Genomic DNA, 22,979 nt, shown 5'->3' on the forward strand with positions numbered 1-22,979 from the left:
CCTGGCCGGAGGAGGCGTGGTGGGGCGGTGATGCCGCGGGGCTGTTCCACGGTGGCCCGGGGTGATCACCAGGGGAGGTCGCGGAGTTCCTGGACGCACAGGACGAGGAAGAGGACGCAGGACGCCGCGAGCAGGACGTTGCTGAGGGGGCCGTTGCGCCACTCGCTGGGGGTGCGGTCGGTGTTGAGGAGCCACAGGAGGGTGGCGGCGAGGAAGGGCATGAAGAAGGCGCCGAGCACGCCGTAGGCGATGACGAGCCCGAACGGCTGGTCGAGCCAGAGCAGGGCCATGGGCGGGAACGTCAGCCACAGCAGGTAGCCGCGGAAGGGCCAGGAGCGCTCCTGCTCTCCCCGGGCCAGGGGGGCCACTCCCGCCGCGGCGTCCTGGCCGCGGGCGGCCCGCAGCCGTTCCACGAAGTCCGCGAACATCAGGCTCACGCCGTGCCAGACGCCCACCAGGGAGGAGAACGAGGCGGCGAAGAAGCCGATGAGGAAGAGCTTGGCGGTGAAGCCGCCGAACCGCCTCTCCAGGACGGAGTCCAGGTCCAGGAGGCCCTTGTCGCCGGTGGCGAGGGCGACATGGGAGGCGTGCAGCAGCTCGGCGCCGATGATGAGCATGGCGACGACGAAGACGCCGGTGGTGATGTAGGCGACGCGGTTGTCGAGCCGCATCATCTTCATCCAGCTGCTGTCGGTCCAGCCCTTGGCGTTGATCCAGTAGCCGTAGGCGGCCATGGTGATGGTGCCGCCGACGCCGCCGACCAGGCCGAGCGTGTAGACGATGGAGCCGGAGGGCAGCACGGGCAGCAGTCCGGCGAAGGCCCGCGGCAGGTCGGGGGCGACGCGGAGCGCGACGAAGACGACGACCACGAACATCACGCCGACGAACACCATCATGATCTTCTCGACGACGGCGTACCGGTTGGTCCACACGAACGCCAGGCCGATCAGCCCGGTGATGATGGCCCACACCTTGAGCGGCAGTACGTCGGGGAAGAGCGCGGCGAGCGGCAGGGCGCTGGAGGACATGGCGGTCGCGCCGTAGACGAAGCCCCAGACGACGACGTACACCGCGAAGTAGACGGTGGTCCAGGCGCCGAGGCTGCGCCAGCCGTCGAAGATGGTGCGCCCGGTGGCCAGGTGCCACCGTCCGGTGGCCTCGGCGAGCGCGATCTTGACGATGCAGCCGATGACCGCCGCCCACAGCAGGGTGTAGCCGAACTTGCTGCCCGCGATGAGGGTGGCGACCAGGTCTCCGGCGCCGACACCGGTCGCGGCGACGACCATGCCGGGACCGATCATCTTCCAACTGGGCTTGCGCACCGGCGGGGCGGCGTCGCCGCCGGTTGCCGGGGGTGTGGTGTCCGGGCCTGACATACCGTGCTGCCTCCGCCGTACGCAGGGACTTCGGGGTTGCTGGGCACGACCGCGCAGGTCGCAGGCGCATGTAACCGTCTGCGGACGCGCGGCACAAGGGGTGGGGACGGCACCGTTCGTTGTCGTACACCTTGACAACCCCAATGGTCTGGACCAGGTTGTACGGCGCATGCGCACCACCTCCCCCATGTCCCCCCACATCGGAGGCAGTTGTGTCCCGTCCCGCACGCCATACGTCACCACGCCGTACGTCGTCACCACGGCGCACGTCCCCACGCGCTCTGGCCGCGCTGGCCGCCTCGCTCACCGCCTCGGTCCTCGCCGCTGTCGGCCTGGTCGCGCTCGGCCCGGCGGCCGCGCACGCCGAGTCCCCGGCCGGCGGCCCGGGGCCCCGGGTCGGCGCCTCGCAGGTGCCCGAGCACGCGGTGACCGGCTACTGGCAGAACTTCGACAACGGCGCCACCGTGCAGACCCTCGCCGACGTGCAGGACGAGTACGACATCATCGCCGTGGCCTTCGCCGAGGCGACGGGCTCCCCCGGGCAGGTCGACTTCACCCTGGACCCCGAGCTCGACTACTCCGAGGAGCAGTTCAAGGCCGACGTCGCCGCCAAGCACGACGAGGGCAAGTCGGTCGTCCTCTCGGTCGGCGGTGAGAAGGGCGCCGTCTCCGTGAGCGACGACGCCTCCGCGGACGCGTTCGCGGACAGCATCGTCTCCCTCATGGACGAGTACGGCTTCGACGGTGTCGACATCGACCTGGAGAACGGCCTCGACGCGACGTACATGACCAAGGCCCTCGACGCGATCCACGACGCCAAGAGCGACGTGGTGGTGACGATGGCGCCGCAGACCGTCGACATGCAGTCGCCGGACAACGCGTACTTCAAGACCGCGCTCAACATCAAGAGCTACCTGACCGTGGTCAACATGCAGTACTACAACAGCGGTTCCATGAACGGCTGCGACGGCAAGGTCTACTCCTCCGGCACCGTCGACTTCCTCACCTCGCTGGCCTGCGTGCAGATCAAGGGCGGGCTCGACCCCTCCCAGGTGGGCATCGGCACCCCCGCCTCCTCGCAGGCGGCCGGCTCGGGGTACGTCGAGCCGGGTGTGGTCAACGACGCTCTCGACTGCCTGGCCAAGGGCACCGGTTGCGGCAGCTTCACCCCGGACGAGAAGTGGCCCGGCATCCGCGGCGCGATGGCGTGGTCCACGGCGTGGGACGCGGCGGACGGCAACAGCTGGTCGAGCACCGTGGGGCCCCACGTGCACGCCCTGTGACACCTCCCCGTCACCGGCGGCACGCGAGCGCCCCCGGACCGGTTCGTCCGGTCCGGGGGCGCTCGCGTGCGCAGGGGTGCGGACGGAGACCGCGGCGGGGCTACGCCTGCGGCCGGGGCAGCCGGCAGCCCCGCGCGTCGAGGTCGAGCTGGTTGCCGCGCCCGAAGCAGGGGTTGATCAGGTACGTCTGCTGCCCGTACGCGTTGAGGTAGCGGATGACGACGTGCCCCTGTCCGTTCACCTCACACGGGTTGTTCAGGGTGCACATCTCCCCGTCCTCGTTGTGGGTGTTGTTGACGCCGACGACCTTGCCGGTGCGGTCGTCGACGACCGGCGAGCCGGAGGTTCCGCCCCTGGTCTGGCAGTCCATCGTGTAGCGGATGGAGTCCTTCCAGGTCCAGTCGCCCTCCTTGAGACGGTGGGCGAAGCCGTCGACGGCACAGCTGAACCTCTCCTTCCAGTAGCCGGACACCACGGTGATGTCGCGGCCCTGGCGCGGGTGCCTGGCGTCGAGTTCCAGCGCGTCGATGCCGTACTTGCGCTTGATCTCCCGGTAGGTGGAGGTCGTCTCGTACAGGGAGATGTCGGTGTCCGTCATCGTCGCGTACGCGATCTTGTCGGAGTGCACCTTCCCGGCGTCGCTGCCGTCCGCGTCGAGCAGGGTGAAGTCGCGGCTGGTCTTCTTGTCCGTGACGACCTCGCCCCCACCGGGCATGCCCTCTTCGAGGCAGTGTCCGTTGGACAGCACCAGGGCCGGGTCGGTGGCCTTGGAGTGCCGGAGCTCGACCACGGAGCCGGAGCAGTTGCTGAGCGCCACGGTGCCCTCGAACGACGGCGGGGCCCCGCCGCCACCGGCGGCGGCCGCCGGCGTCGTGGCTGTGCTCGCGAGCGCGGCGGCGCCGAACAGCGCCGCCGCGACCGTACTGACCAGGGGCTTTCTCATGTACTCCTCATTCATCGGGATGCGTCGAAAGGAATCGACACGTCATGGCGCAGCCCCGAGGTCCGTACGCGAGAGGCGTTCACGGCTTGGGGAGCGTGCAGCCCTCGGCGTCGAGATCCACCTTGTTGCCCTCACCCACGCACGGCGCGAGGATGTAGGTCTCCTGGCCGTAGCCGATCCCCTCGTGGACGGTGGTCTTGCCGTTCTCGTCCACCTCGCAGGGGTTGTTGAGCGTGCACTCCTCACCGTTCTCGTTCCGCGTGTTGTTGACGCCGACGACCTTGCCGCTGGCGTCGTCGATCACGGGTGAACCGGAGGTGCCGCCCTTGGTCTGGCAGTCGGCGGTGTAGCGGATCGAGTCCTTCATCGTCCAGCCGTCTTCCTTCAGCTGGGGAACGAAGCCGTCGACGGCGCAGCCGTAGGTCTCCTTCCAGTAGCCGGAGACGACGGTGATGGCGTTGCCCTGCGTGGGGTGGGACGCCTCCAGGTCCAGCGCCTTGACGCCGAACTGGTCCTGTATCTCCTGGTAGGTGGAGCCGACCTCGTAGAGCGACACGTCGGTGTCGGTCATCGTCGCGTAGGCGACCTTGGTGGCGTCGACGGTGCCCGCGTCGCTGCCGTCGGCCTTCAGCAGGGTGAAGTAGCGGTCGGAGGGCTGGTCGGTGATCACCTGCCCCGGTTCGGGCATGCCCTCTTCCAGACAGTGCCCGTTGGACAGCACCAGCGCGGGGTCGTCGGGCTGCGAGGTAGGCATCTTGACGACGGAACCCGAGCAGTTGCTGAGCGCGACAGTGCCCTCGAAGGAGGGGGCGGCCTTGTGCGGTGCGGAGTCGGTGGGGGCGGCGGCAGCCGGCGCAGCGGCGACGCCCGTGAGCGCGGCTGCGCCGAGGACGACGGCGGTGAGGGAGCCGACGAGAGGTCTGTTCATGGTGGGGGGTTCCTCTCCGGTACCGAAGGTTCGTTCGGTCTGACGCCCCGCATTCTTGGGCCAGTCGGTGCCCGCCACAAGACCGCCCCCGGAATCGGCAGACGCGATTCCGGGGGCGTACGGCGCATACGGCGCGTACCGTGCGCCGGCTGCGGCTCGGCCGGACGTGCCGGCGCGGCGGGCGTAGCGGCGCGGGCGTGGCCCTAGACGACGATGCTCACCAGGGCGGCGACCACGAATCCGGCGAGCGAGAGCACCGATTCCAGCACCGTCCACGACTTGAGGGTGTCCCGCTCGGAGATGCCGAAGTACTTCGAGACCATCCAGAACCCGCCGTCGTTGACGTGCGAGGCGAAGATCGAGCCTGCGGAGATCGCCATGATGACCAGCGCCACGTGCGCCTGCGAGGGGTCGCTCTGCGCCAGCAGCGGTGCCACGATCCCGGCCGTGGTGACGATGGCGACCGTCGCCGAGCCCTGCGCCACCCGCAGCACCAGCGAGATCAGGTACGCCAGCACGATCACCGGCAGCCCCGCGTCCCCGAACACGTCCGCGAGCGCCTGCGCGACGCCCGAACCCTGCAGGACGGCGCCGAAGATGCCGCCCGCGCCGACGACCAGCAGGATGTTGCCCACCGGCTTGAGCGAGGCGGTGGAGACCGTCTCCAGCGACTTGCGGCTCCAGCCGCGGCGCAGCCCCAGCAGCCAGTAGGACAGCAGCAGCGCCACCGTCAGCGCCACGAAGGGGTGGCCGATGAACTCGATGACCGAGCGGACCGTCGAGGGATCCAGCGCGATGGAGGAGAACGTCGCGGCCAGGATCAGCACGAGCGGGGTGCCGATGATGGCCAGCACCGTACCGACGGAGACCGGCTTCTCCTCCGCCTTGGCGTCCAGGTCCGCGGCGACGGCACGCCGGGACTCCTCCATCGCCTCCAGCATGTCCTGCGGCACCTCGACGAAGACCCGGTTGCCGATCCACGCCGCGTACACCCAGGCGGCGAGCACGGCGGGGATGCCGCAGACGGCGCCCATCAGGATGATCCAGCCGAGGTCCACGTGGAGCAGTCCGGCGGCGGCCACCGGGCCGGGGTGCGGCGGCAGGAAGGCGTGGGTCATCGACAGACCGGCCAGCATCGGCATGCAGTACAGGAGCACGGACCTGCCGCTGCGCCTGGCGGCGGCGTAGACGATGGGCGCCAGCACGAAGATGCCGACGTCGAAGAAGACGGGGATGCCGAAGAGCAGGCCGGTCAGCCCCATGGCGAGCGGGGCGCGCTTCTCGCCGAAGAGGCCCAGCAGTTTCGCCGAGAGGGCCTCGGCACCGCCGCTGACCTCCAGGATGGCGCCCAGCATGGTGCCGAGGCCGATGATGATGGCGACGTGTCCGAGGATGCCGCCCATGCCCGACTCGATCATCGAGACGGCGTCGGAGTTCTGGACGGTGCCGAAGAGTTCGGTGACGGACAGGCCCGCCGCCAGCCCCACCGCGATGGAGACGGCGAGCAGCGCCACGAACGGCTGGAGGCGGACCTTGATGATCAGTACGAGCAGCAGGACGATCCCGAGGGCCGCCACGGTGAGCAGGCCCCCGGTCCCGGGTATGAGCGCCAGCAGGCCGCCCGTGTGGGGCGGCGTCTTCTCGGCGGCGGCAGAGAGCATGGGGAACTCCGTTGTTCAGTGCTGAGAGGAGCCCCTGCCGACACGCCCCGGGAAGCGCCCGTCGGGCGGCCCCGGGGCGAGGCAGGGGAAGCGGCTCAGCCGAGGACGGCGAGCGCGTCGATCTCGACGAGAAGACCGGCGGGAAGGCCGACGTACACCGTCGTACGGGCGGCCGGGGCCTCCTGGAGGGAGGCGAAGTACTCGTTGTAGATCTCGTTGAACTCCGCGAAGTGCGCGGTGTCCGTCAGGTATACCCGGATCATCACGGCGTCCTCCCAGGTGGCGCCGCCCTCGGTGAGGATGGCTGCCACGTTGGCGAGGGTCTGGAGGGTCTGCTCGCGCAGGGACGGCCCGACCGGGGTGGGGGCCTGGCCCTCGACGGCCGGGCCGAACCCGACCTGCCCGGCGACCTGGAGGACGTTGCCCTTGCGCACACCGTGCGAGAACTTAGCGGGCGGCGTGGTGTGGGTGGCCGGGGTCAGTGCGGTCTTGGACAGCTTCTCGCTCATGGTGCGGCTCTCTTGGTTCTCGGAGGGGTGGGTTGCCCCGTGTACTCGGCGCTGATGGCCTCAGCGGTCCGCCGTACGCGGGGCAGCAGGGCGAGGAGTTCGTCGGCGGAGACGACCACGTTCGGCGCGGAGACCGACATGGCCGCCACCACCCGCCCCTCGGCGCCCCGGATGGGGGCTCCGACGCAGTTGATGGACTCCTCGTGGCCACCGAGGTCGGTGGCCCAGCCCTGTTCGCGCACCGTGGCCAGCTCCGCGAGGAACGCGCGGGCGTCGGGTGTCGAACGGGACGTGTAGCGGGGGTAGTCGAGCCGCTCGGCGACGGCGCGCCGCTCCGGCTCGGGCAGGTCGGCCAGCAGCAGCTTGGCCACGGCGGCGACGGTGATCGCCACGGGCCTGCCGATGCGCGAGTACATCCGCACCGGGTAGCGGCTCTCGACCTTGTCGATGTAGAGGACCTCGTCCTCCTCGTAGACGGCGAGGTGGACGGTGTGCCCGCAGGCGGCGTTGAGTTCGGCCAGGTGCGGGTGGGCGATCTCGCGGATGTCGAGGTTCTCCACGGCCTCCTGGGCGAGGGCGAAGAGCCGCGCGCCCAGCCGGTAGCGCTGGTCGGGCTGGCGGTAGACGATGCCGTGCTCGTGGAGGGTGCGCAGCAGCCGCAGCGCCGTCGACTTGTGCACGCCGAGCTCGGCGGCGACCTGCTCCAGGTTGGCGGGCCCCTCGGCGAGCAGCGGCAGGATGCTCAGCGCCCGATCGACGGTCTGACTCATGCGGTACGCACCTCCGTTGACGTGTCGCCCGGCTGCCGGGGGTCCGCGCTCCCGTGGCCGTGCGCCGGCTCCGGGGCGCTCGCCTCCGACGCCCAGCCGGGGCCCAGCCGCAGTCTCCCCCAGGCCGCGTCGTCCAGGGCCACCAGCCGGTCGGCCGTCTCAGGCGCGGGCGGAGCGGCGAGGTCCCCGGCGGCGGTGAGGACGGCGGCGGCCATCAGGTGTCCGTGCCGCAGCCGTTCGGCCACCGGCAGCCCGCGCAGGGTGCCGGCCAGGAACCCGGCGGCGAAGGCGTCCCCGGCGCCGACGGGGGAGACGACGTCCACCCGCAGCGCGGGCGCGAACACCCCCGCGCCTCCGGCGGTGTCCTCGGCGTCACCGACGTATGCGGTGGCCCCGGCGCTGCCCTGCTTGACGACGAGCACGGCCGGCTCCGGCAGCGCCGCGCGCACCGCCTCGGGCCCGCCGGTGATGCCCCACGCGGCGGCGGCCTCGTCCTCGCCGACGAAGACGATGTCGCTGTGCCGGGCCAGCTCCAGCAGCACGTCCGGGGCGGGTTCGGGGGCGGTGCGCCACAGTCCCACCCGGTAGTTGACGTCGAAGGAGACCAGCGGTCCCGGGTGGCCGCTGCGGGCCGCGGCGGGACGGGCGGAGGTGAGGGTGCGCAGCAGGGCCAGGCAGTCGGCGGAGAGGGCGGCGGTGATGCCGGTCAGATGGAGGAGGTGCCCTGCGCGCACCGCTTCGGCCGGAACGGTCTCCGGGGACATGGCCGAGGCCGCCGAACCGGCGCGGTAGTAGACCACTTCGGACAGCGGCGCGGACACGCCCGGCCGCTCGCCCTGCGCCGCGGGGGTCGCCGGTGCGGGCGGCTGGGCGACTGCCCGCGCGGACGGCACGGTGCCCGCCCCGGGCGTGGGCGGGGCGCCGGCCTCCCGACCGCACGCGGGGTCGTCGGCACCGGTGGCGCGCTCGCCGTCGGTGCGGAAGTAGATGCCGGTCGGCCGCTCGGGGTCGCGCGCGACGGCGGTGGTGTCCACCCCGTGCCCGGCGATGGTGTCCACCAGGTGGTCGCCGAAGCCGTCCGCGCCGACCCGGCTGACCCAGCGGGCCCGGTACCCGGCGCGGGCCAGGGCGCAGGCCACGTTGGACTCGGCGCCGCCGATGGTGCGCTGGAACGAGGGCACGTCGGCGAGCGGGCCGGGGCGCGAGGGCAGGAACGTGACCATGGACTCGCCCAGGCAGACGACATCGGTCTTCGGGGTGGTGGTCACGGTGGGTGCTGCTCCTCGTCGCTCGCTGGTCGCCCGCCGGGCGCGTGCCGGCCGTGCACCGCACCCGCACCGGGCGCTTGCCGTGCACCGGCTCGTCCGGCTCCATTGACCGGCCGTTCGGCGGGATGCTAGACAGCCATAAGCGTCATACGCAATGCTCGTTGCAGAAAATGCAACGGGCTTCCGCACGGTCACATCCCCGGAGTCCCGCATGGCAGCCCCCGGCCCCCGCCCCACCGCAGCCGCCCACGCCCTCGCCCGCCTGGCGGACGAGCCCGCCGACCACCGCTTCAAGGGTCTGCCGCCGGACGCCGCCACCGCGGGCACCACGCTCGGCGAGCTGGCTGCCGAGCGGCGCTCCCTGTTCACCGGCGGCTTCACCACCCCCGTGCTCGCCCTCTCGGCCGAGCGGCTGGAGCACAACCTGGCCGCGCTCGCCGCGTATACCACCCGGCACGGTCTGGCCTTCGCCCCGCACGGCAAGACCTCCATGGCTCCCCAGCTCTTCGCCCGCCAGATCGAGCACGGCGCCTGGGGCATCACCCTGGCCGTCCCCCACCAGGTGCGGGTCGCCCGCGCGTTCGGGGTCTCCCGGATCTTCCTGGCCAACGAACTGGTGGACGCCGCCGCGCTGCGATGGCTCGCCGCGGAACTCGACGCCGACCCGGACTTCCGCTTCGTCTGCTACGTCGACTCCGCACCCGGCGTCGCCCTCATGGACGAGGCCCTCCGCGCGGCCGGCGCCCGCCGCCCGGTCGACGTCGTCGTCGAGCTCGGCGCCGGCGAGGGGGCGCGCACCGGCGTCCGCACGGAGCAGGAGTGCGCCGCCGTCGCCGACGCGGTGGCCGCCACCGCGACACTGCGGCTGGTCGGCGTCGCCGGGTACGAGGGCGAGGTGCCCGGCGCGTCCCTGGAGGCGGTGCGCGCCTGGCTGCGGCGCCTGGTGGAGCTGGCTGCCGCCTTCGACGCGGCCGGGCGGTTCGCGGGGCTGGACCAGATCGTGCTCAGCGCGGGCGGCAGCGCCTGGTTCGACGCCGTGGCGGAGGCCTTCGCCGAGGTGCCCGCGCTCTCGGTGCCGGTGCTCAAGCTGCTGCGCTCGGGCGCCTACGTCTCCCACGACGACGGCCACTACCGCCATCTGACGCCCTTCAACCGGCACCCCGACGAGGGCGGGCTCCAGGCAGCCTTCACGCTGTGGACGCAGGTTGTCTCGCGGCCCGAGCCGGGTCAGGCCTTCGTCAACGCCGGCAAGCGCGACGCCGCCTTCGACCTGGAGCTGCCCGAGCCCCACGCGGTACGGGGTCTGGACGGGGGCGTGCGCGACGCCGACGGCATCACCGTCACCGCCCTCAGCGACCAGCACGCCTGGCTGCGGACCGACGAGGGCGTGCCCCTCCAGGTCGGCGAGTGGATCGGCTTGGGGATGTCCCACCCGTGCACCATCTTCGACAAGTGGCAGGTGATCCCGGTGGTGGAGGCCGACGGCACCGTCGTGGACCTGGTCCGCACCTTCTTCTGACCCCTTCTTCTGATTCTTCTGATACCGGCCCGCCCGGCAGCTTCCTGGGACCCCGAGACGTCCCCGAAAGGTTCCGGGAAGCTCCGTAAGCGCACCCACCCGGAAGACCCGGAAAGGCAGCTCACCCGCCCATGGACCTCGTCATCCGCGACGCCCGCGTCATCGACGGCACCGGCGCCCCCTCCTACCGGGCGGATGTCGCCGTCCGTGAAGGCCGCATCGACCGGATCGCCCGCGAGGGCGAGCCGCGGCCGAGTGCCCGTACCGTCATCGACGCAGGCGGCCAGGTCCTCGCGCCCGGCTTCATCGACATGCACGCGCACTCCGACCTGGCGATCCTGCGCGACCCGGACCACTCGGCGAAGGCCGCGCAGGGCGTCACGCTCGAAGTGCTGGGGCAGGACGGGCTCTCCTACGCGCCCGTCGACGAGACCACCCTCGCCGCGGTCCGTGAGGCGATCACCGGCTGGAACGGCGACGGCAGCGACATCGACTTCGACTGGCGCACCGTCGGCGGCTACCTGGACCGCATCGACCGCCAGGGCACCGCGATCAACGCCGCCTACCTGGTCCCGCAGGGCACCGTGCGGATGCTGGCGACCGGCTGGGACGACCGCCCGGCCACCGCCGGGGAACTGGCCACCATGAAGCGGCTGGTCGCCGAGGGCATGGAGCAGGGCGCGGTCGGCATGTCGTCCGGCCTGACGTACACGCCCGGGATGTACGCCTCGGACGCGGAGCTGACCGAACTGTGCCGCGTCGTCGCCGAGTACGGCGGCTACTACTGCCCGCACCACCGCTCCTACGGCGCCGGCGCGCTCCAGGCGTACGAGGAGATGGTCGCCCTCACCCACGAGGCCGGCTGCGCACTGCACCTGGCACACGCCACCATGAACTTCGGCGTGAACAAGGGGAAGGCACCGGAGCTGCTGGCGCTGCTCGACGCGGCGCTGGCCGGCGGCGCCGACATCACCCTCGACACCTACCCCTACACCCCCGGCTGCACGACACTCGCCGCGATGCTGCCGAGCTGGGCCAACGAGGGCGGGCCCGAGGCGACCCTCGCCCGCCTGGCCGACCCGGCCACGACGGCGCGGATCCGGCACGTGATGGAGGTCGAGGGCGCCGACGGCTGCCACGGGGTGCCGATCGAGTGGGACGCCATCGAGATCTCCGGCGTGAGCAACCCGGCGCTCGCCGACCACGTCGGCGCCACGGTCGCCGCGTCGGCCGCGGCCCGGGGCGAGGAACCGTGGACGACGGCCCACCGGCTGCTGGTCGAGGACCGGCTCGGCTCGACGATCCTCCAGCACGTCGGACACGAGGAGAACGTCCGGGCGATCATGCAGCACCGGGTGCACACCGGCGGCAGCGACGGCATCCTCCAGGGCGCCAAGCCGCACCCCCGCGCCTACGGCACGTTCCCGCAGTATCTGGGGCGGTACGTGCGCGAGTTGGGCATCCTCTCGCTGGAGGAGTGCGTCGCCCATCTCACCGGGCGCCCGGCGGCCCGCCTCCGCCTTCCCGACCGCGGCACCGTACGCGAGGGCAATGTGGCCGACCTGGTCGTCTTCGACCCGGAGACCGTCGCCGCCACCTCCACCTTCGAGGCCCCTCGCGCCCTGCCCACCGGCATCCCCCACGTCCTGGTCGCGGGCCGGCAGGTCATCGCCGACGGCAAGCGGACCGATGCCCTGGCGGGCCGGTCGGTGCGGCGGGCGGGATGAGGGCGGTTCCGTACGGGGAAGCCCGGGAAACCTCACCAGCACCCGTGCGAGCAGGTGGTCCACGACCGTCACGCCTGCTCACCTCATGCGGTCGTTGTGCGTGACCGATCCGGGCCGAAGGCCCTACGCGTGCTGGTACGCCACCAGCGAGATGCCCACGTAGTGGACGGCGAAGGCGGCCAGGGTCAGGGAGTGGAAGACCTCGTGGAAGCCGAACCAGCGGGGTGAGGGGTTGGGGCGTTTGATGCCGTAGACGACGCCGCCCGCGCTGTAGAGGACTCCGCCGGCGACGACGCACACCAGGACGGCGATGCCGCCGGTCCGCATGAACTCGGGAAGGAAGAAGACGGCGGCCCAGCCCATGGCGATGTAGCAGGGCGTGTAGAGCCACCGCGGGGCGCCGACCCAGAAGATGCGGAAGGCGATGCCCAGCGCGGCGGCGATCCAGATGCCCCACAGCAGCAGGTCACGGCTGCCGTCGGGCAGCAGCAGGATGGTCAGCGGGGTGTAGGTGCCCGCGATGATCAGGAAGATGTTGGCGTGGTCGAGGCGGCGCAGGACGGCGTTGACCCGGGGGCTCCAGTCGCCGCGGTGATAGAGCGCGCTGATGCCGAACAGCAGGCAGGCCGTCAGGGTGTAGACGGCGCACGCGATCCGGCCGCGCGGGCTGTCGGCCAGCGCGGTCAGGAACATGCCGGCGATCAGTACGGCGGGGAACATGCCCAGGTGCAGCCAGCCGCGCAGCTTGGGCTTGATGAGCTGCGCCGCGTTGTGGGCCGAGGCGGACAGCTTGGCCGCGGCCGAGGGCTCCGGCGAGTGCGGGGCCGACGAGGACGGCGCGGCGGTCCGTTCGGAGACGGCGCGCTCCGGGGACGAGGACGCGGAGTCTGTCATCGGGCCATCGTACCCAGACCTACGGAACCGTAGGTTCCGGGCCGTTCTCCCGCTCATCGTAGCGGCGTTGAACAGGAGAGATGACCATAGGTGCCGCCTGACACACGTTCTCCGTCTGGACAGACACCCGTGCGCGGCGCATGATCAGATGAGCACAAGCGGCACCGGATGAGCGAGAAGGACCCACTGCCACGAATGCATCCGGGTCGCGGCCCCCAAGGGGCGCGCTCGACAGCAGCATCAAACCCTCGACGTCTGGAGCGATCGTGGCGCGCAGTACTGCGGCTCCCACCATCCCGACCCCCTCGGCAACATCCGCGACCCCGGCCTCGGGCGACGCCCCCACCCGGCACCAGGAGCTGCTCTCCTGGGTCGCGGGGATCGCCGAACTGACCCGGCCCGACCGCGTCGTCTGGTGCGACGGCTCCCAGGCCGAGTACGACCGCCTGTGCGAAGAGCTGGTCGCCAAGGGGACGTTCACCGCGCTCGACCCGGTCGAACGCCCCCACTCCTACTACGCCGCTTCCGACCCGTCCGACGTCGCCCGGGTCGAGGACCGCACCTTCATCTGCGCGGAGCGGGAAGAGGACGCGGGCCCCACCAACCACTGGAAGGACCCCGCCGAGATGCGCGACATCTTCGCCGGGGAACAGGGCATCTTCCGTGGTGCGATGCGCGGCCGCACGATGTACGTCGTCCCGTTCTGCATGGGCCCGCTCGGCTCCCCGCTCTCCGCGCTCGGCGTCGAGATCACCGACTCCGCCTATGTCGCCGTCTCGATGCGGACGATGACGCGCATGGGCCAGGCGGTCCTGGACGAACTGGGCGAGGACGGCTTCTTCGTCAAGGCCGTGCACAGCCTCGGCGCCCCCCTGGACGAGGGCGAGCAGGACGTTCCGTGGCCGTGCAACTCCACCAAGTACATCTCGCACTTCCCCGAGACCCGCGAGATCTGGTCCTACGGCTCCGGTTACGGCGGCAACGCGCTGCTGGGCAAGAAGTGCTATGCGCTGCGCATCGCCTCGGTGATGGCGCGCGACGAGGGCTGGCTAGCGGAGCACATGCTGGTGCTCAAGCTGACGCCGCCGCGCGGCGGGGCGGAGGCCGTCAAGTACATCGCCGCGGCGTTCCCGTCGGCCTGCGGCAAGACCAACCTGGCGATGCTCCAGCCGACGATCCCGGGCTGGACCGTCGAGACGATCGGTGACGACATCGCCTGGATGCGGTTCGGCGAGGACGGCCGGCTCTACGCGATCAACCCGGAGGCCGGCTTCTTCGGCGTCGCCCCGGGCACCGGCGAGGACACCAACGCCAACGCGATGAAGACCCTGTGGGGCAACGCGGTCTTCACCAACGTCGCGCTCACCGACGACCGCAACGTGTGGTGGGAGGGCATGACGGAGGAGAAGCCCGCCCATCTGACCGACTGGAAGGGCAACGACTGGACGCCTGAGTCACCGACCCCGGCCGCCCACCCCAACGCCCGCTTCACCGTGCCGGCCGGACAGTGCCCGATCATCGCCCCCGAGTGGGAGGACCCGCGGGGGGTGCCGATCTCCGCGATCCTCTTCGGCGGCCGCCGCGCCTCGGCCGTCCCACTGGTGACCGAATCCTTCGACTGGCAGCACGGCGTCTTCCTCGGCGCCAACGTCGCCAGCGAGAAGACCGCCGCCGCCGAGGGCAAGGTCGGCGAGCTGCGCCGCGACCCGTTCGCCATGCTGCCGTTCTGCGGCTACAACATGGGCGACTACTTCGCCCACTGGCTGGAGGTCGGCCGGCGCGCCGACGCCGCAAAGCTGCCGAGGATCTACTACGTCAACTGGTTCAAGAAGGACGACGACGGAAAGTTCGTCTGGCCCGGCTTCGGGGAGAACAGCCGCGTCCTGAAGTGGATCGTGCAGCGGCTGAACGGCGAGGTCGAGGCGGTGGAGACCCCCATCGGGCGGCTCCCGGACAAGAGCGACCTCGACACCGAGGGGCTCGGCCTGTCCGAGAAGGAGCTGGACTTCCTCCTCGCCGTCGACAAGGACGTCTGGCGGGAGGAGGCCTCTCTCGTCCCCGAGCACCTGAACACCTTCGGTGACCACACCCCCGAGGCGCTCTGGGACGAGTACCGGGCGCTGGTGCAGCGGCTGGGCTGACGGAAGCGGCCCGCCCGGCCCCTTACGCCGGTACCGCCTCGCTGGTGTCGTGCGCCGCCAGGCGTTCGGCCATCAGCGCGGCGACGGCCTCGTCACCGCGCGAGGTCGCCACCGCCAGGGCGGTGCCGGCGAGGGTGCGCGCCCGCGCGTGGAGGGAGTCGACGTGTGCGGCGTCGGCCCGCGGCGCGGAGGGCTCGGCACGCAGCGGCGCGCGTCCGCCCGAGAGGCGGGCCGCATGCGTGGCGAGCTCGGCGGCCGCCGTTTCCAGCGACGCGGAGGGCGTCAGGGCGCGCAGCTCGTCGGTGACCGTCAGCAACGCCGTCAGGTGCCCTGCCAGGCGGATGTCGAGTTCTTCCTCGCGGGTACGCCGGGGCAGCGCAGCCAGGGCGCTCTCCGCCACGGTGTGGACCGACTTGGTGCGGATCGGTTCGTACATGGATGGCCTCCTGGTGCGTTCAGGAAACCATCCTAACTTGGACAACGTCTAAAGTTGGCCCGTATTCACCAAACGGTCACGGAGGGCGGTCGCTGAGCCCGGTGTCGCAGGCCGGTGACGGGCGCGGTCACGGCTGGCTGTAGCCGTCCAGGAACCGCCCGATGCGCTCCACCGCGTCCCGCAGCTCGTCGGCGGCCGGCAGGTTGACGATGCGGAAGTGGTCGGGCTCCGGCCAGTTGAAGCCGGTGCCGTGCACGATCATGATCTTCTCCGCGCGGAGCAGGTCGATCACCATCTGCCGGTCGTCCTTGATCTTGTACACCTTCGGGTCCAGCCGCGGAAACGCGTAGATCGCGCCCTTGGGCCGGACACAGGTGACACCGGGAATCCGCGTCAGCATCTCGTACGCCGCGTCCCGCTGCTCGCACAGCCGGCCGCCCGGCAGCACCAGGTCCTCGATGGACTGCCGGCCGCCGAGCGCCGTGGCCACCGCGTGCTGGGCCGGCATGTTGGCGCACAGCCGCATGTTCGCCAGGATCGTCAGGCCCTCGATGTAGCTCTCGGCGTGCGCCTTGGGCCCGCACACCGCGAGCCAGCCGCTGCGGTAGCCGGCCACCCGGTAGGACTTGGAGAGGCCGTTGAAGGTGAGCGTCAGCAGGTCGGGGGCGATCACCGTGGTGGGAGTGTGCGTGGCGCCGTCGTAGAGGATCTTGTCGTAGATCTCGTCGGAGCAGACGATCAGATCGTGCCGGCGCGCGATCTCGGTCAGTCCGCGCAGCATCTCCTCGTCGTAGACCGCGCCCGTGGGGTTGTTCGGGTTGATGATCACCAGTGCCTTGGTCCGGTCGGTGATCTTCCGCTCCACGTCCGCGAGGTCGGGCATCCAGTCGGACTGCTCGTCGCAGCGGTAGTGCACGGCCGTGCCGCCGGCCAGCGAGACGGACGCCGTCCACAGCGGGTAGTCCGGCGCCGGGACCAGCACCTCGTCCCCGTCGTCCAGCAGCGCCTGCATGGACATCTGGATCAGCTCGGAGGCGCCGTTGCCCAGGTAGACGTCCTCGACGGACAGCTCGACGCCCTGCTTCTGGTAGTGCTGCATCACCGCGCGGCGCGCCGCCAGCAGGCCCTTGGCATCGCCGTAGCCGTGCGCGGTGCCCACGTTGCGGAGCATGTCCTCCAGGATCTCCGGTGGGCAGTCGAAACCGAACGCCGCCGGGTTCCCGGTGTTGAGCTTGAGGATCTGGTGCCCCGCCGCCTCCAGCCGCTGCGCCTCCTCAAGGACCGGGCCCCGGATCTCGTAGCAGACGTTGGCGAGCTTCGTCGACTGGATGACCTGCATGACGCCAGCCTACGGTCGCCCCTGTCGGGGCGCTTGGTGTTTTCCCTCACCCCGGTGACGGTCCGCGCGTGGCACCCCGGTGACGGTCCGCTCGTGACGGGGCCCGCGGGCCATGGCCGACAATGAGATCCATGGCCCCCGCACGTACGACCTCCGCCGACGCCGCCGCCGGCGCAGACGTCCCCCCGGTCAGGCCGGGTCTGCGCGAGCGGAAGAAGATCCGGACCCGCCGCGCCATCCGGCGGACCGCCTACCGCCTCTTCGAGGAACAGGGCTACGACGCCACACCCGTCGACCAGATCGCCGACCAGGCGGAGGTCTCCCCCAGCACCGTCTTCCGCTACTTCCCCACCAAGGAAGACATCGTGCTGACGGACGAGTACGACCGCCTGGTCGAGGACGCCCTGCGGCGCAGGCCGGCGGGCGAACCCCCGGTGGCCGCGCTGCGGGAGGCGCTGTACGCCTCGCTCGCCCAGGTCTACCGGGCGGACGCCGCCGAGACGTTCCAGCGCCTCCGGCTCGTCCGGGACGTACCCGCCCTGCGCGGCAGGATGAGTGAGCACTCCGCCGACACCGCGTGGCTGCTGCGCCGGGCCCTCGCCGAGCGGACCGGCCGCCCGGAGGACGACCTGGAGCTGCGGATCGTCACCGGCGCGATGCTCGGCGCGCTCCTGGAGGCCCTCTACGCCTGGGCCGACTCCGGTGTCACCGGCACCCTCGACGACCTGCGCGCCCTGGTCACCCAGGCCCTGGGTGTACTCGAACGCGGCCTGACGCTGTAGCGGCGGAACCCGGCTTCCCGGGACTCGTTCACTCGGTCAGGGCGGCTGCCAGTTCGTCGGCGGTGGTCACCGGCGCCGTGCACACGAAGCCACGGCACACGTAGGCGGCCGGCCGCCCGTCCACCAGGCCGCGCCCCTCCAGCAGCGGCACCCTCGACTCCCCCGGGTCCCCGGCGGCGACCACGGCGCCCGGCGCCGTCGACAGCAGCGCCGCCCGGTGCAGGTCGGCACCCGCCTGCCGCGCGGTACCGACGACGGCCACCTCGCGGGGCCCGTCCAGCAGGGCCTCCGCCACGGCGAGCCCCCAGCCGAGGAAGCGGGGCGCGCGGGCGGCCAGTTCCCGCACGACGCCGAGCGCCCGCTCGGCCGCCTCCCGGTAGCGGCTCTCGCCCGTGTAGGCGCCGTAGCTGAGCAGCGCTCCGGCTGCCGCGTTCCACCCGGAGGGCACGGCGTTGTCCGTGGGGTCCTGCGGGCGGCGGATCAGCTGCTCGGCGTCGTCGGCGGTGTCGTAGAGGGTGCCGTCGTCGGCGGCGAAGTGCTCCAGCACGGTGTCCAGCAGTGCGCCCGCGCGAGTGAGCCACTCCGCTTCGCCGGTGACGGCGTACAGGGTCACATAGCCCTCGGCCACGTCGGCGTAGTCCTCCAGGACGCCCGCACTCGTGCCGGCCACGCCGTCGCGCGACGTCCGCACCAGGCGGCGCCCGTCCTCGCTGGTGTGCACCTCGACCAGCAGCCGGGCCGCCGCACGTGCGGCGTCGACCAGGTCGGGGCGGTCGAAGTAGGCGCCGGTCTCGGCGAGCGCCGCGACAGCCAGCCCGTTCCAGGCGGTGACCACCTTCTCGTCCCGCGCGGGCCGGGGCCGCCCCGAACGGGCCTCGAACAGCCTGCGCCGTACCGACGCGAGACGGGCCGCGTCCTGCGGCTCCGATCGGTCGGGAAACTGGAGCACCGAGGCACCGCCCTCGAAGGTGCCCTCGTCGGTGACCCGGAAACAGGCGGCGGCCAGCTCCGCGTCGTCCTGCCCGAGCACCTCGGCGAGCTGCGCCGGGGTCCACACGTAGTAGGCGCCCTCGGCGTGGCCGCCGCGGCCGTCGTCGCTGTCGGCGTCCAGCGCGGAGGCGAACCCGCCCTCCTGGGTGCCCAGCTCACGGACCAGGAAGTCGGCGGTCTCCAGCGCGACACGGCGGGCCCGCTCCGTGTGTTCCCCCGCCTCCGGCCCGGAGGTGTCCCCAGCGCGCCACAGGTGCGCGTAGACGCGGCACAGCAGGGCGTTGTCGTAGAGCATCTTCTCGAAGTGCGGTACGACCCACTCGGCGTCCACGGAGTAGCGGGCGAAACCGCCGCCGAGCTGGTCGTAGATGCCGCCGCGGGCCATCGCCTCGCAGGTGGCCTCCACCATCTGCAGCGCACCCTCGGAGCCGGTGCGGGCATGGTGACGCAGCAGGAACTCCAGCACCATCGACGGGGGGAACTTCGGCGCCCCGCCGAACCCTCCCCGGCTCGCGTCGAAGTCCTTGGTCAGCCCGAGCAGCGCCGCCCCCATCTCCTCGGCACCGGGCACCTGCGGCGCGGGCAGGCTGATGGAGCGGGCAGCCAGGTCCGCACTGATCCGGGAGGCCACATCGGCGACCTCCGCCCGACGGTCCTCCCACGCGGTACGCACCCCCTCCAGCACCTGCGGGAAAGAGGGCATGCCGTGCCGGGGTGCGGGCGGGAAGTACGTCCCGAAGTAGAACGGCTCGGCGTCGGGCGTCAGGAACACCGTCATCGGCCAGCCACCCTGTCCGGTGGCGGCCTGCACGGCCTCCATGTAGACGGCGTCGACATCGGGCCGTTCCTCCCGGTCGACCTTCACCGCCACGAAGTTCTCGTTCATCAGACGGGCCGTCGCCTCGTCCTCGAAACTCTCCCGCGCCATCACATGGCACCAGTGGCAGGCGGCGTATCCGACGCTGAGCAGCACCGGCACATTGCGCCGCCGCGCCTCCTCGAAGGCCTCCGGCGTCCAGGGCCACCAGTCGACCGGGTTGTCGGCGTGCTGCAACAGGTACGGCGAGGTGGCACGGGCCAGGCGATTCATACGCTCCAGCCTCTCACGCCATAAGCTTCCAGCCAGGGAGCCCTCAGCTCCTCTGCGCAGTGCCCGCCCCGCTCCCCAGGGCGAAGGGCTGAGGCATCGGGGACAGGGCCTGGGCGAGTTCGCGGAGCCCGTGAGGCATGGGGTGACCCGCGCGGCCGGCCCTCAGCTGCTCCGATCGCCCGAAGGCCCCGCTGGCGCGGGGAGAAGAGAGCCGGGAACCTCGGTATATCCGGCCCATCCCTGCGGTTGAGCGGGAACAGGGACGGGCAGCGTATCGCTAGCGCCTCACAAGGTGCAGGCCCCGTGTGGGGGTGTAGGCGATAGGCCCTCTCGGCCCGCTGAGACATCGACCTCGGGGATCGAGAACGATCACAGCCCTGTTCCGCAGAGGCGGCCTGTCGGAGAAGGGCGGCCACTCGGAGACCGGCGAGAGGTGCGAGAGCCAACTGGTCGGAATTTCACTGGAGTTGAAAAGCAACTCACGTTGCTGAGCCCGGTGAGCGTCAATAGCCTCCTGGTCGTGCTGAGCACTGTGGTCGCCGAGATCGGCGGCCAGTTCACCGGCCGGGTCGTAGCTGTAGAACGGTTTCCCGCCACCGGGGCTCTGGCGGAAGAGGACGACCACCGCCGTGCCGGGTTCCCTCAGACGCGACCGTGCGGACAGTGCGCCGGTGCTGCGATCGCCCTTGCCATGCGCCTCGCCGCTCTTCAGGGCTTCGACCCCCGTCGGCTCTCCGTCAAGGCCGTAGGGGTACAGGGCGCGGGCGTGGGCAGTGTTGTCATGGTCGCTGAGGTCATCGAGCCACTGTTCCCAGGTGGCTCTGAGCAAGGAGCCGATGGGCGTGCGGGGGAAGGGCGCCGGGTGGTAGGCCCTCTCGATCAGCGAGGCGCCGTCTCGCGCGGCATCGAAGCAGGCGGCTCCGTCCTGTCGTTCCGGGTTTCGTTCGCCCGCGCAGGACACGCAGGTGGACGGGGTGCTGACGAGGTCGTTGAGGAGGTGCCAGGACATCGTCAGCGAATAGGGCGCGTACACGTGCGCGTCCAAGTTGCCCGGGCTGTTCTCGGTGGGAGGGCTTACCAGGGGAAGGCCGTCCGGGGCGGGCAGGTGGAGGACGGTCATGCGCGCCTCACGCAAGGGGGTCGGACGACCGGCCTGGTTGGGGGCGTGTCGGTGTAGGCGCCCCCGGCGTTGGATGAGCAGGTCGACGGGGGCCAGGTCGGTGTAGAGACGGTCGAAGTCCAGGTCCAGGGACTGTTCCAGTACCTGCGTAGCGATCACGAGGAGGCGCTCCGGCCGGGCGGGGTTGCGCTGGGTGCGGTCTTCTCCCGGCCCCAGAGCATCCCGCAGCCGTGTCTCCAGGGAGAGACGGTCGCGTGGCAACAACTTCCCGTGCAGGAGGACCACTTCTTCGGGTCGCCAACCGCGCTTGCTGGCCCGCTCACATACCTCGGAGTAGAGATCGTGGGCCGAGTCGACCCGATTGCGGATCACTGCGGTGCACCCTCCGTCGGCGGCCTCGCGGAGAATGAGGTCGGCCAGTGCTGCCGGTCCGGGGTCACGGACGAGGTCCAGGCGGGTGTGCTGCGGAGCGGGTGCCTCGTCGGGTCGCACACCGGTGACTCGGCCCCCTCGGTCGATCAGAGTGACGGGACCCCCGGCCCGGAGTGGACGCGGCTGGGCACGATGGCCCCGGCACCAGGCGTCGGCTACAGCCTGCCGGGCGCCGCTCGGAAGGGTGGCGGAGAGCACCACCACCGAGGCTCCGGCATCCGCGAGCCAGCTGACAACGGCCTCCAGGAGCCTTTCCTGGAACAGCTCGTATGCATGGGCCTCGTCGATGATCACCGTCTTGTTGGCGAGACCGAAGAGCCGGAGAAACCAGTGTTCTGACGCCTGGGCGGCCAGGACGACCTGATCCACGGTGCCAATACCGAACGTGGAGACCACGCCAAGGCACCTACGGAGGTACCACGGGTCGAGGACGGGCCGGCCTGGCGGCTCCGGATCGTCCGCGGAGGACAGGGTGTCCTCGATGAACGGCAGACAATCGGTCGCACGTTCGCGGCCAGACCTCCGCTTCCCGGCGTCGAGCAACCGATGGACGGCCGGGGAGGCTTCCGCCGTGCTGTGGACAATCGCCAAGTTGACGTCCGTAGGGGTGCCGAATGCTCGGGTGAGGAAGGAGAGGTACTCGGCGGCAGCCTGATCGGTCCCTGCTCGGGTGGGCATTGCCGCGTACAGCCCGTGGTAGCCGTTGACGCGAGCGAGATGATGGGCGTACCACAGGGCGAGGCTTGTCTTCCCCGCCCCGGTGGAACCTTCGACGATCACCAGCGCGGGGCCGTCGTTGGGCGCGGCCCTCATGGCAGCGGCCTGGAACGGGCGGGGGACGGGTGCCTCAGGGAAGAGTTCTGCCCACTCCGCAGGTCCGGGCACCCAGGAGTGCAGACGCAGCTTGCGAAGAGCGGCTTCCGCCTGCCGTTGCGAAGCCTTCCACCACTGCTCCACGGTCTGAGTGAGGAGGCGGTAGTTGAAGAGGGTCTCGTCGGAGGCGATCCAGTCGGCCATCACGACCAGACCCGCGAACAGCGGCAGTGACACGGGGCGTTCGAGGGTGGTGCGCTCGGGCAGGCGTTCCAGGTCGACTCCGAACAAGCGGGCAAGGGTCTCGATCATGTGCCGGTAGTACGGGTCCCAGCCGTCCGGCCGAGCCGCGCGAGCTGCTCTGTGAACGGTCTCAAGGTGGGGAATGTGGCCGTGGTGGCCGCCCAGGAGCAGCGCCATGCGGTGGAGACCACGGCCGCGGCCCGCCTCACCCTTGCCTCCGCAGTGTCGGCAGGTACAGCCGAGCAGGCGCGGCAGGTGATGGGCCGTGACGTGCTCGTGCCCCACCCAAGGGGCGGATCCCGATTCCTCCGGCAGAGGCAGTCCTGCCGCACGCGCCTGTGCGCGCCACGTCCTCCCGGCCTGTCGCATCCGCGAGCGGACCCAGCGCCCCCTGCCGAACTGGTGGAGGAAGCCGACGGACGCCTTGCCCAGGTCGTGCAAGGCGGCGTAGAACATGGCGTTCCTCCGCGCCACCGTTTCGTCTCCGGCGCCAAGGGCCTCGACGAGACGGTCACGTACCGGCTGTGCGAGATAGTTGTCCCACAACTCGCCTGTGACCGCGCCCACATCGAGCATGTGAGCGAGCAGCGGATTCCAACTCCCCTCGCCACGGCGGTCACTGACTCCACGCCGGTCCGTCTTGCCCCAGATAAGTATCCACCCGAGACCGATTTTCCGGGAATCCCTCATCTGATCACCCCGCCACTGCTAGCGT

At 71.2% G+C, this 22,979-nt stretch carries 17 protein-coding genes; 5 read left to right on the forward strand and 12 right to left on the reverse strand.

Annotated elements, in window-relative coordinates; all coding sequences use genetic code 11:
• Positions 1-65 precede the first annotated feature (65 nt).
• Positions 66-1,376 (reverse strand): Nramp family divalent metal transporter, encoded by a 1,311-nt coding sequence (locus H297_RS0103190; RefSeq protein WP_027735874.1) that lies wholly within the window; start codon positions 1,374-1,376, stop codon positions 66-68.
• Positions 1,377-1,657: 281 nt separating this feature from the next.
• On the opposite strand from H297_RS0103190, the gene H297_RS0103195 reads away from it, so the two are divergent.
• On the forward strand, positions 1,658-2,659 hold the full coding sequence (locus H297_RS0103195) for a chitinase (RefSeq protein ID WP_051351504.1): 1,002 nt from the start codon (positions 1,658-1,660) through the stop codon (positions 2,657-2,659).
• Between the two features lie 100 nt (positions 2,660-2,759).
• On the opposite strand, the gene H297_RS0103200 is transcribed toward H297_RS0103195, so the two are convergent.
• The 6 genes from H297_RS0103200 to H297_RS0103225 form a co-directional block, all read right to left on the reverse strand.
• A complete protein-coding gene (locus tag H297_RS0103200) occupies positions 2,760-3,602 on the reverse strand; it encodes a S1 family peptidase (protein ID WP_027735876.1) in 843 nt (280 codons plus the stop codon).
• A 79-nt stretch (positions 3,603-3,681) separates the two neighbouring features.
• A complete protein-coding gene (locus H297_RS0103205; RefSeq protein WP_027735877.1) occupies positions 3,682-4,530 on the reverse strand; it encodes a S1 family peptidase in 849 nt (282 codons plus the stop codon).
• 203 nt (positions 4,531-4,733) lie between these two features.
• The gene (locus H297_RS0103210) at positions 4,734-6,191 is read right to left on the reverse strand and encodes a GntT/GntP/DsdX family permease (RefSeq protein ID WP_027735878.1); all 1,458 of its coding nucleotides are present in this window, start codon (positions 6,189-6,191) and stop codon (positions 4,734-4,736) included.
• A 95-nt stretch (positions 6,192-6,286) separates the two neighbouring features.
• Positions 6,287-6,700: a RidA family protein gene (locus H297_RS0103215; RefSeq protein ID WP_027735879.1), complete on the reverse strand. Its 414-nt coding sequence runs from the start codon at positions 6,698-6,700 to the stop codon at positions 6,287-6,289.
• Positions 6,697-7,470: an IclR family transcriptional regulator gene (locus tag H297_RS0103220; protein WP_027735880.1), complete on the reverse strand. Its 774-nt coding sequence runs from the start codon at positions 7,468-7,470 to the stop codon at positions 6,697-6,699. Before H297_RS0103220 ends, H297_RS0103215 begins: the two co-directional genes overlap by 4 nt.
• Positions 7,467-8,738, reverse strand: a complete 1,272-nt coding sequence (locus H297_RS0103225) for a sugar kinase (protein ID WP_027735881.1) — start codon at positions 8,736-8,738, stop codon at positions 7,467-7,469. The genes H297_RS0103220 and H297_RS0103225 overlap by 4 nt, the downstream gene beginning before the upstream one ends.
• A 211-nt stretch (positions 8,739-8,949) precedes the next feature.
• Here H297_RS0103225 and H297_RS0103230 point away from each other — a divergent pair, with 211 nt between their 5' ends.
• The gene (locus tag H297_RS0103230) at positions 8,950-10,257 is read left to right on the forward strand and encodes an alanine racemase (protein WP_027735882.1); all 1,308 of its coding nucleotides are present in this window, start codon (positions 8,950-8,952) and stop codon (positions 10,255-10,257) included.
• A gap of 131 nt (positions 10,258-10,388) precedes the next feature.
• Entirely contained in the window at positions 10,389-11,984 is a 1,596-nt protein-coding gene (locus tag H297_RS0103235; protein ID WP_027735883.1) for a D-aminoacylase, read from the forward strand.
• 123 nt (positions 11,985-12,107) lie between these two features.
• On the opposite strand, the gene trhA is transcribed toward H297_RS0103235, so the two are convergent.
• A complete protein-coding gene (gene trhA / locus H297_RS0103240; RefSeq protein ID WP_027735884.1) occupies positions 12,108-12,878 on the reverse strand; it encodes a PAQR family membrane homeostasis protein TrhA in 771 nt (256 codons plus the stop codon).
• A 266-nt stretch (positions 12,879-13,144) separates the two neighbouring features.
• Here trhA and H297_RS0103245 point away from each other — a divergent pair, with 266 nt between their 5' ends.
• Positions 13,145-15,019 carry a phosphoenolpyruvate carboxykinase (GTP) gene (locus H297_RS0103245; protein WP_027735885.1) on the forward strand — a complete coding sequence of 625 codons (1,875 nt, stop codon included), beginning with the start codon at positions 13,145-13,147 and terminating at the stop codon, positions 15,017-15,019.
• Positions 15,020-15,041: 22 nt separating this feature from the next.
• Here the strand turns inward: H297_RS0103245 and H297_RS0103250 are convergent, their stop codons facing one another.
• Entirely contained in the window at positions 15,042-15,455 is a 414-nt protein-coding gene (locus H297_RS0103250) for an SCO4983 family protein (RefSeq protein WP_027735886.1), read from the reverse strand.
• A 127-nt stretch (positions 15,456-15,582) separates the two neighbouring features.
• The gene (locus H297_RS0103255; protein WP_027735887.1) at positions 15,583-16,794 is read right to left on the reverse strand and encodes a pyridoxal phosphate-dependent aminotransferase; all 1,212 of its coding nucleotides are present in this window, start codon (positions 16,792-16,794) and stop codon (positions 15,583-15,585) included.
• A gap of 131 nt (positions 16,795-16,925) precedes the next feature.
• Between H297_RS0103255 and H297_RS0103260 the strand changes: the two genes are divergently transcribed.
• Complete coding sequence (locus H297_RS0103260) at positions 16,926-17,576, forward strand: acyl-CoA-like ligand-binding transcription factor (RefSeq protein WP_027735888.1); 651 nt, start codon at positions 16,926-16,928, stop codon at positions 17,574-17,576.
• Between the two features lie 28 nt (positions 17,577-17,604).
• Here H297_RS0103260 and H297_RS0103265 read toward each other — a convergent pair whose 3' ends face one another.
• A complete protein-coding gene (locus tag H297_RS0103265; protein WP_027735889.1) occupies positions 17,605-19,656 on the reverse strand; it encodes a thioredoxin domain-containing protein in 2,052 nt (683 codons plus the stop codon).
• A 277-nt stretch (positions 19,657-19,933) separates the two neighbouring features.
• On the reverse strand, positions 19,934-22,954 hold the full coding sequence (locus tag H297_RS0103270) for a CRISPR-associated helicase/endonuclease Cas3 (protein WP_078513693.1): 3,021 nt from the start codon (positions 22,952-22,954) through the stop codon (positions 19,934-19,936).
• Positions 22,955-22,979 lie beyond the last annotated feature (25 nt).

This window comes from Streptomyces sp. CNT360 (assembly GCF_000424785.1).

What these genes read in the sequence shown, in the direction of transcription:
- H297_RS0103190 (WP_027735874.1), bottom strand. Translation starts at nt 1,376, where the DNA reads ATGTCAGGCCCGGACACCACACCCCCGGCAACCGGCGGCGACGCCGCC.
- H297_RS0103215 (WP_027735879.1), bottom strand. Translation starts at nt 6,700, where the DNA reads ATGAGCGAGAAGCTGTCCAAGACCGCACTGACCCCGGCCACCCACACC.
- H297_RS0103220 (WP_027735880.1), bottom strand. Translation starts at nt 7,470, where the DNA reads ATGAGTCAGACCGTCGATCGGGCGCTGAGCATCCTGCCGCTGCTCGCC.
- H297_RS0103210 (WP_027735878.1), bottom strand. Translation starts at nt 6,191, where the DNA reads ATGCTCTCTGCCGCCGCCGAGAAGACGCCGCCCCACACGGGCGGCCTG.
- H297_RS0103260 (WP_027735888.1), top strand. Translation starts at nt 16,926, where the DNA reads ATGGCCCCCGCACGTACGACCTCCGCCGACGCCGCCGCCGGCGCAGAC.
- H297_RS0103235 (WP_027735883.1), top strand. Translation starts at nt 10,389, where the DNA reads ATGGACCTCGTCATCCGCGACGCCCGCGTCATCGACGGCACCGGCGCC.
- H297_RS0103205 (WP_027735877.1), bottom strand. Translation starts at nt 4,530, where the DNA reads ATGAACAGACCTCTCGTCGGCTCCCTCACCGCCGTCGTCCTCGGCGCA.
- H297_RS0103200 (WP_027735876.1), bottom strand. Translation starts at nt 3,602, where the DNA reads ATGAGAAAGCCCCTGGTCAGTACGGTCGCGGCGGCGCTGTTCGGCGCC.
- H297_RS0103255 (WP_027735887.1), bottom strand. Translation starts at nt 16,794, where the DNA reads ATGCAGGTCATCCAGTCGACGAAGCTCGCCAACGTCTGCTACGAGATC.
- H297_RS0103250 (WP_027735886.1), bottom strand. Translation starts at nt 15,455, where the DNA reads ATGTACGAACCGATCCGCACCAAGTCGGTCCACACCGTGGCGGAGAGC.
- H297_RS0103230 (WP_027735882.1), top strand. Translation starts at nt 8,950, where the DNA reads ATGGCAGCCCCCGGCCCCCGCCCCACCGCAGCCGCCCACGCCCTCGCC.
- H297_RS0103265 (WP_027735889.1), bottom strand. Translation starts at nt 19,656, where the DNA reads ATGAATCGCCTGGCCCGTGCCACCTCGCCGTACCTGTTGCAGCACGCC.
- trhA (WP_027735884.1), bottom strand. Translation starts at nt 12,878, where the DNA reads ATGACAGACTCCGCGTCCTCGTCCCCGGAGCGCGCCGTCTCCGAACGG.
- H297_RS0103270 (WP_078513693.1), bottom strand. Translation starts at nt 22,954, where the DNA reads ATGAGGGATTCCCGGAAAATCGGTCTCGGGTGGATACTTATCTGGGGC.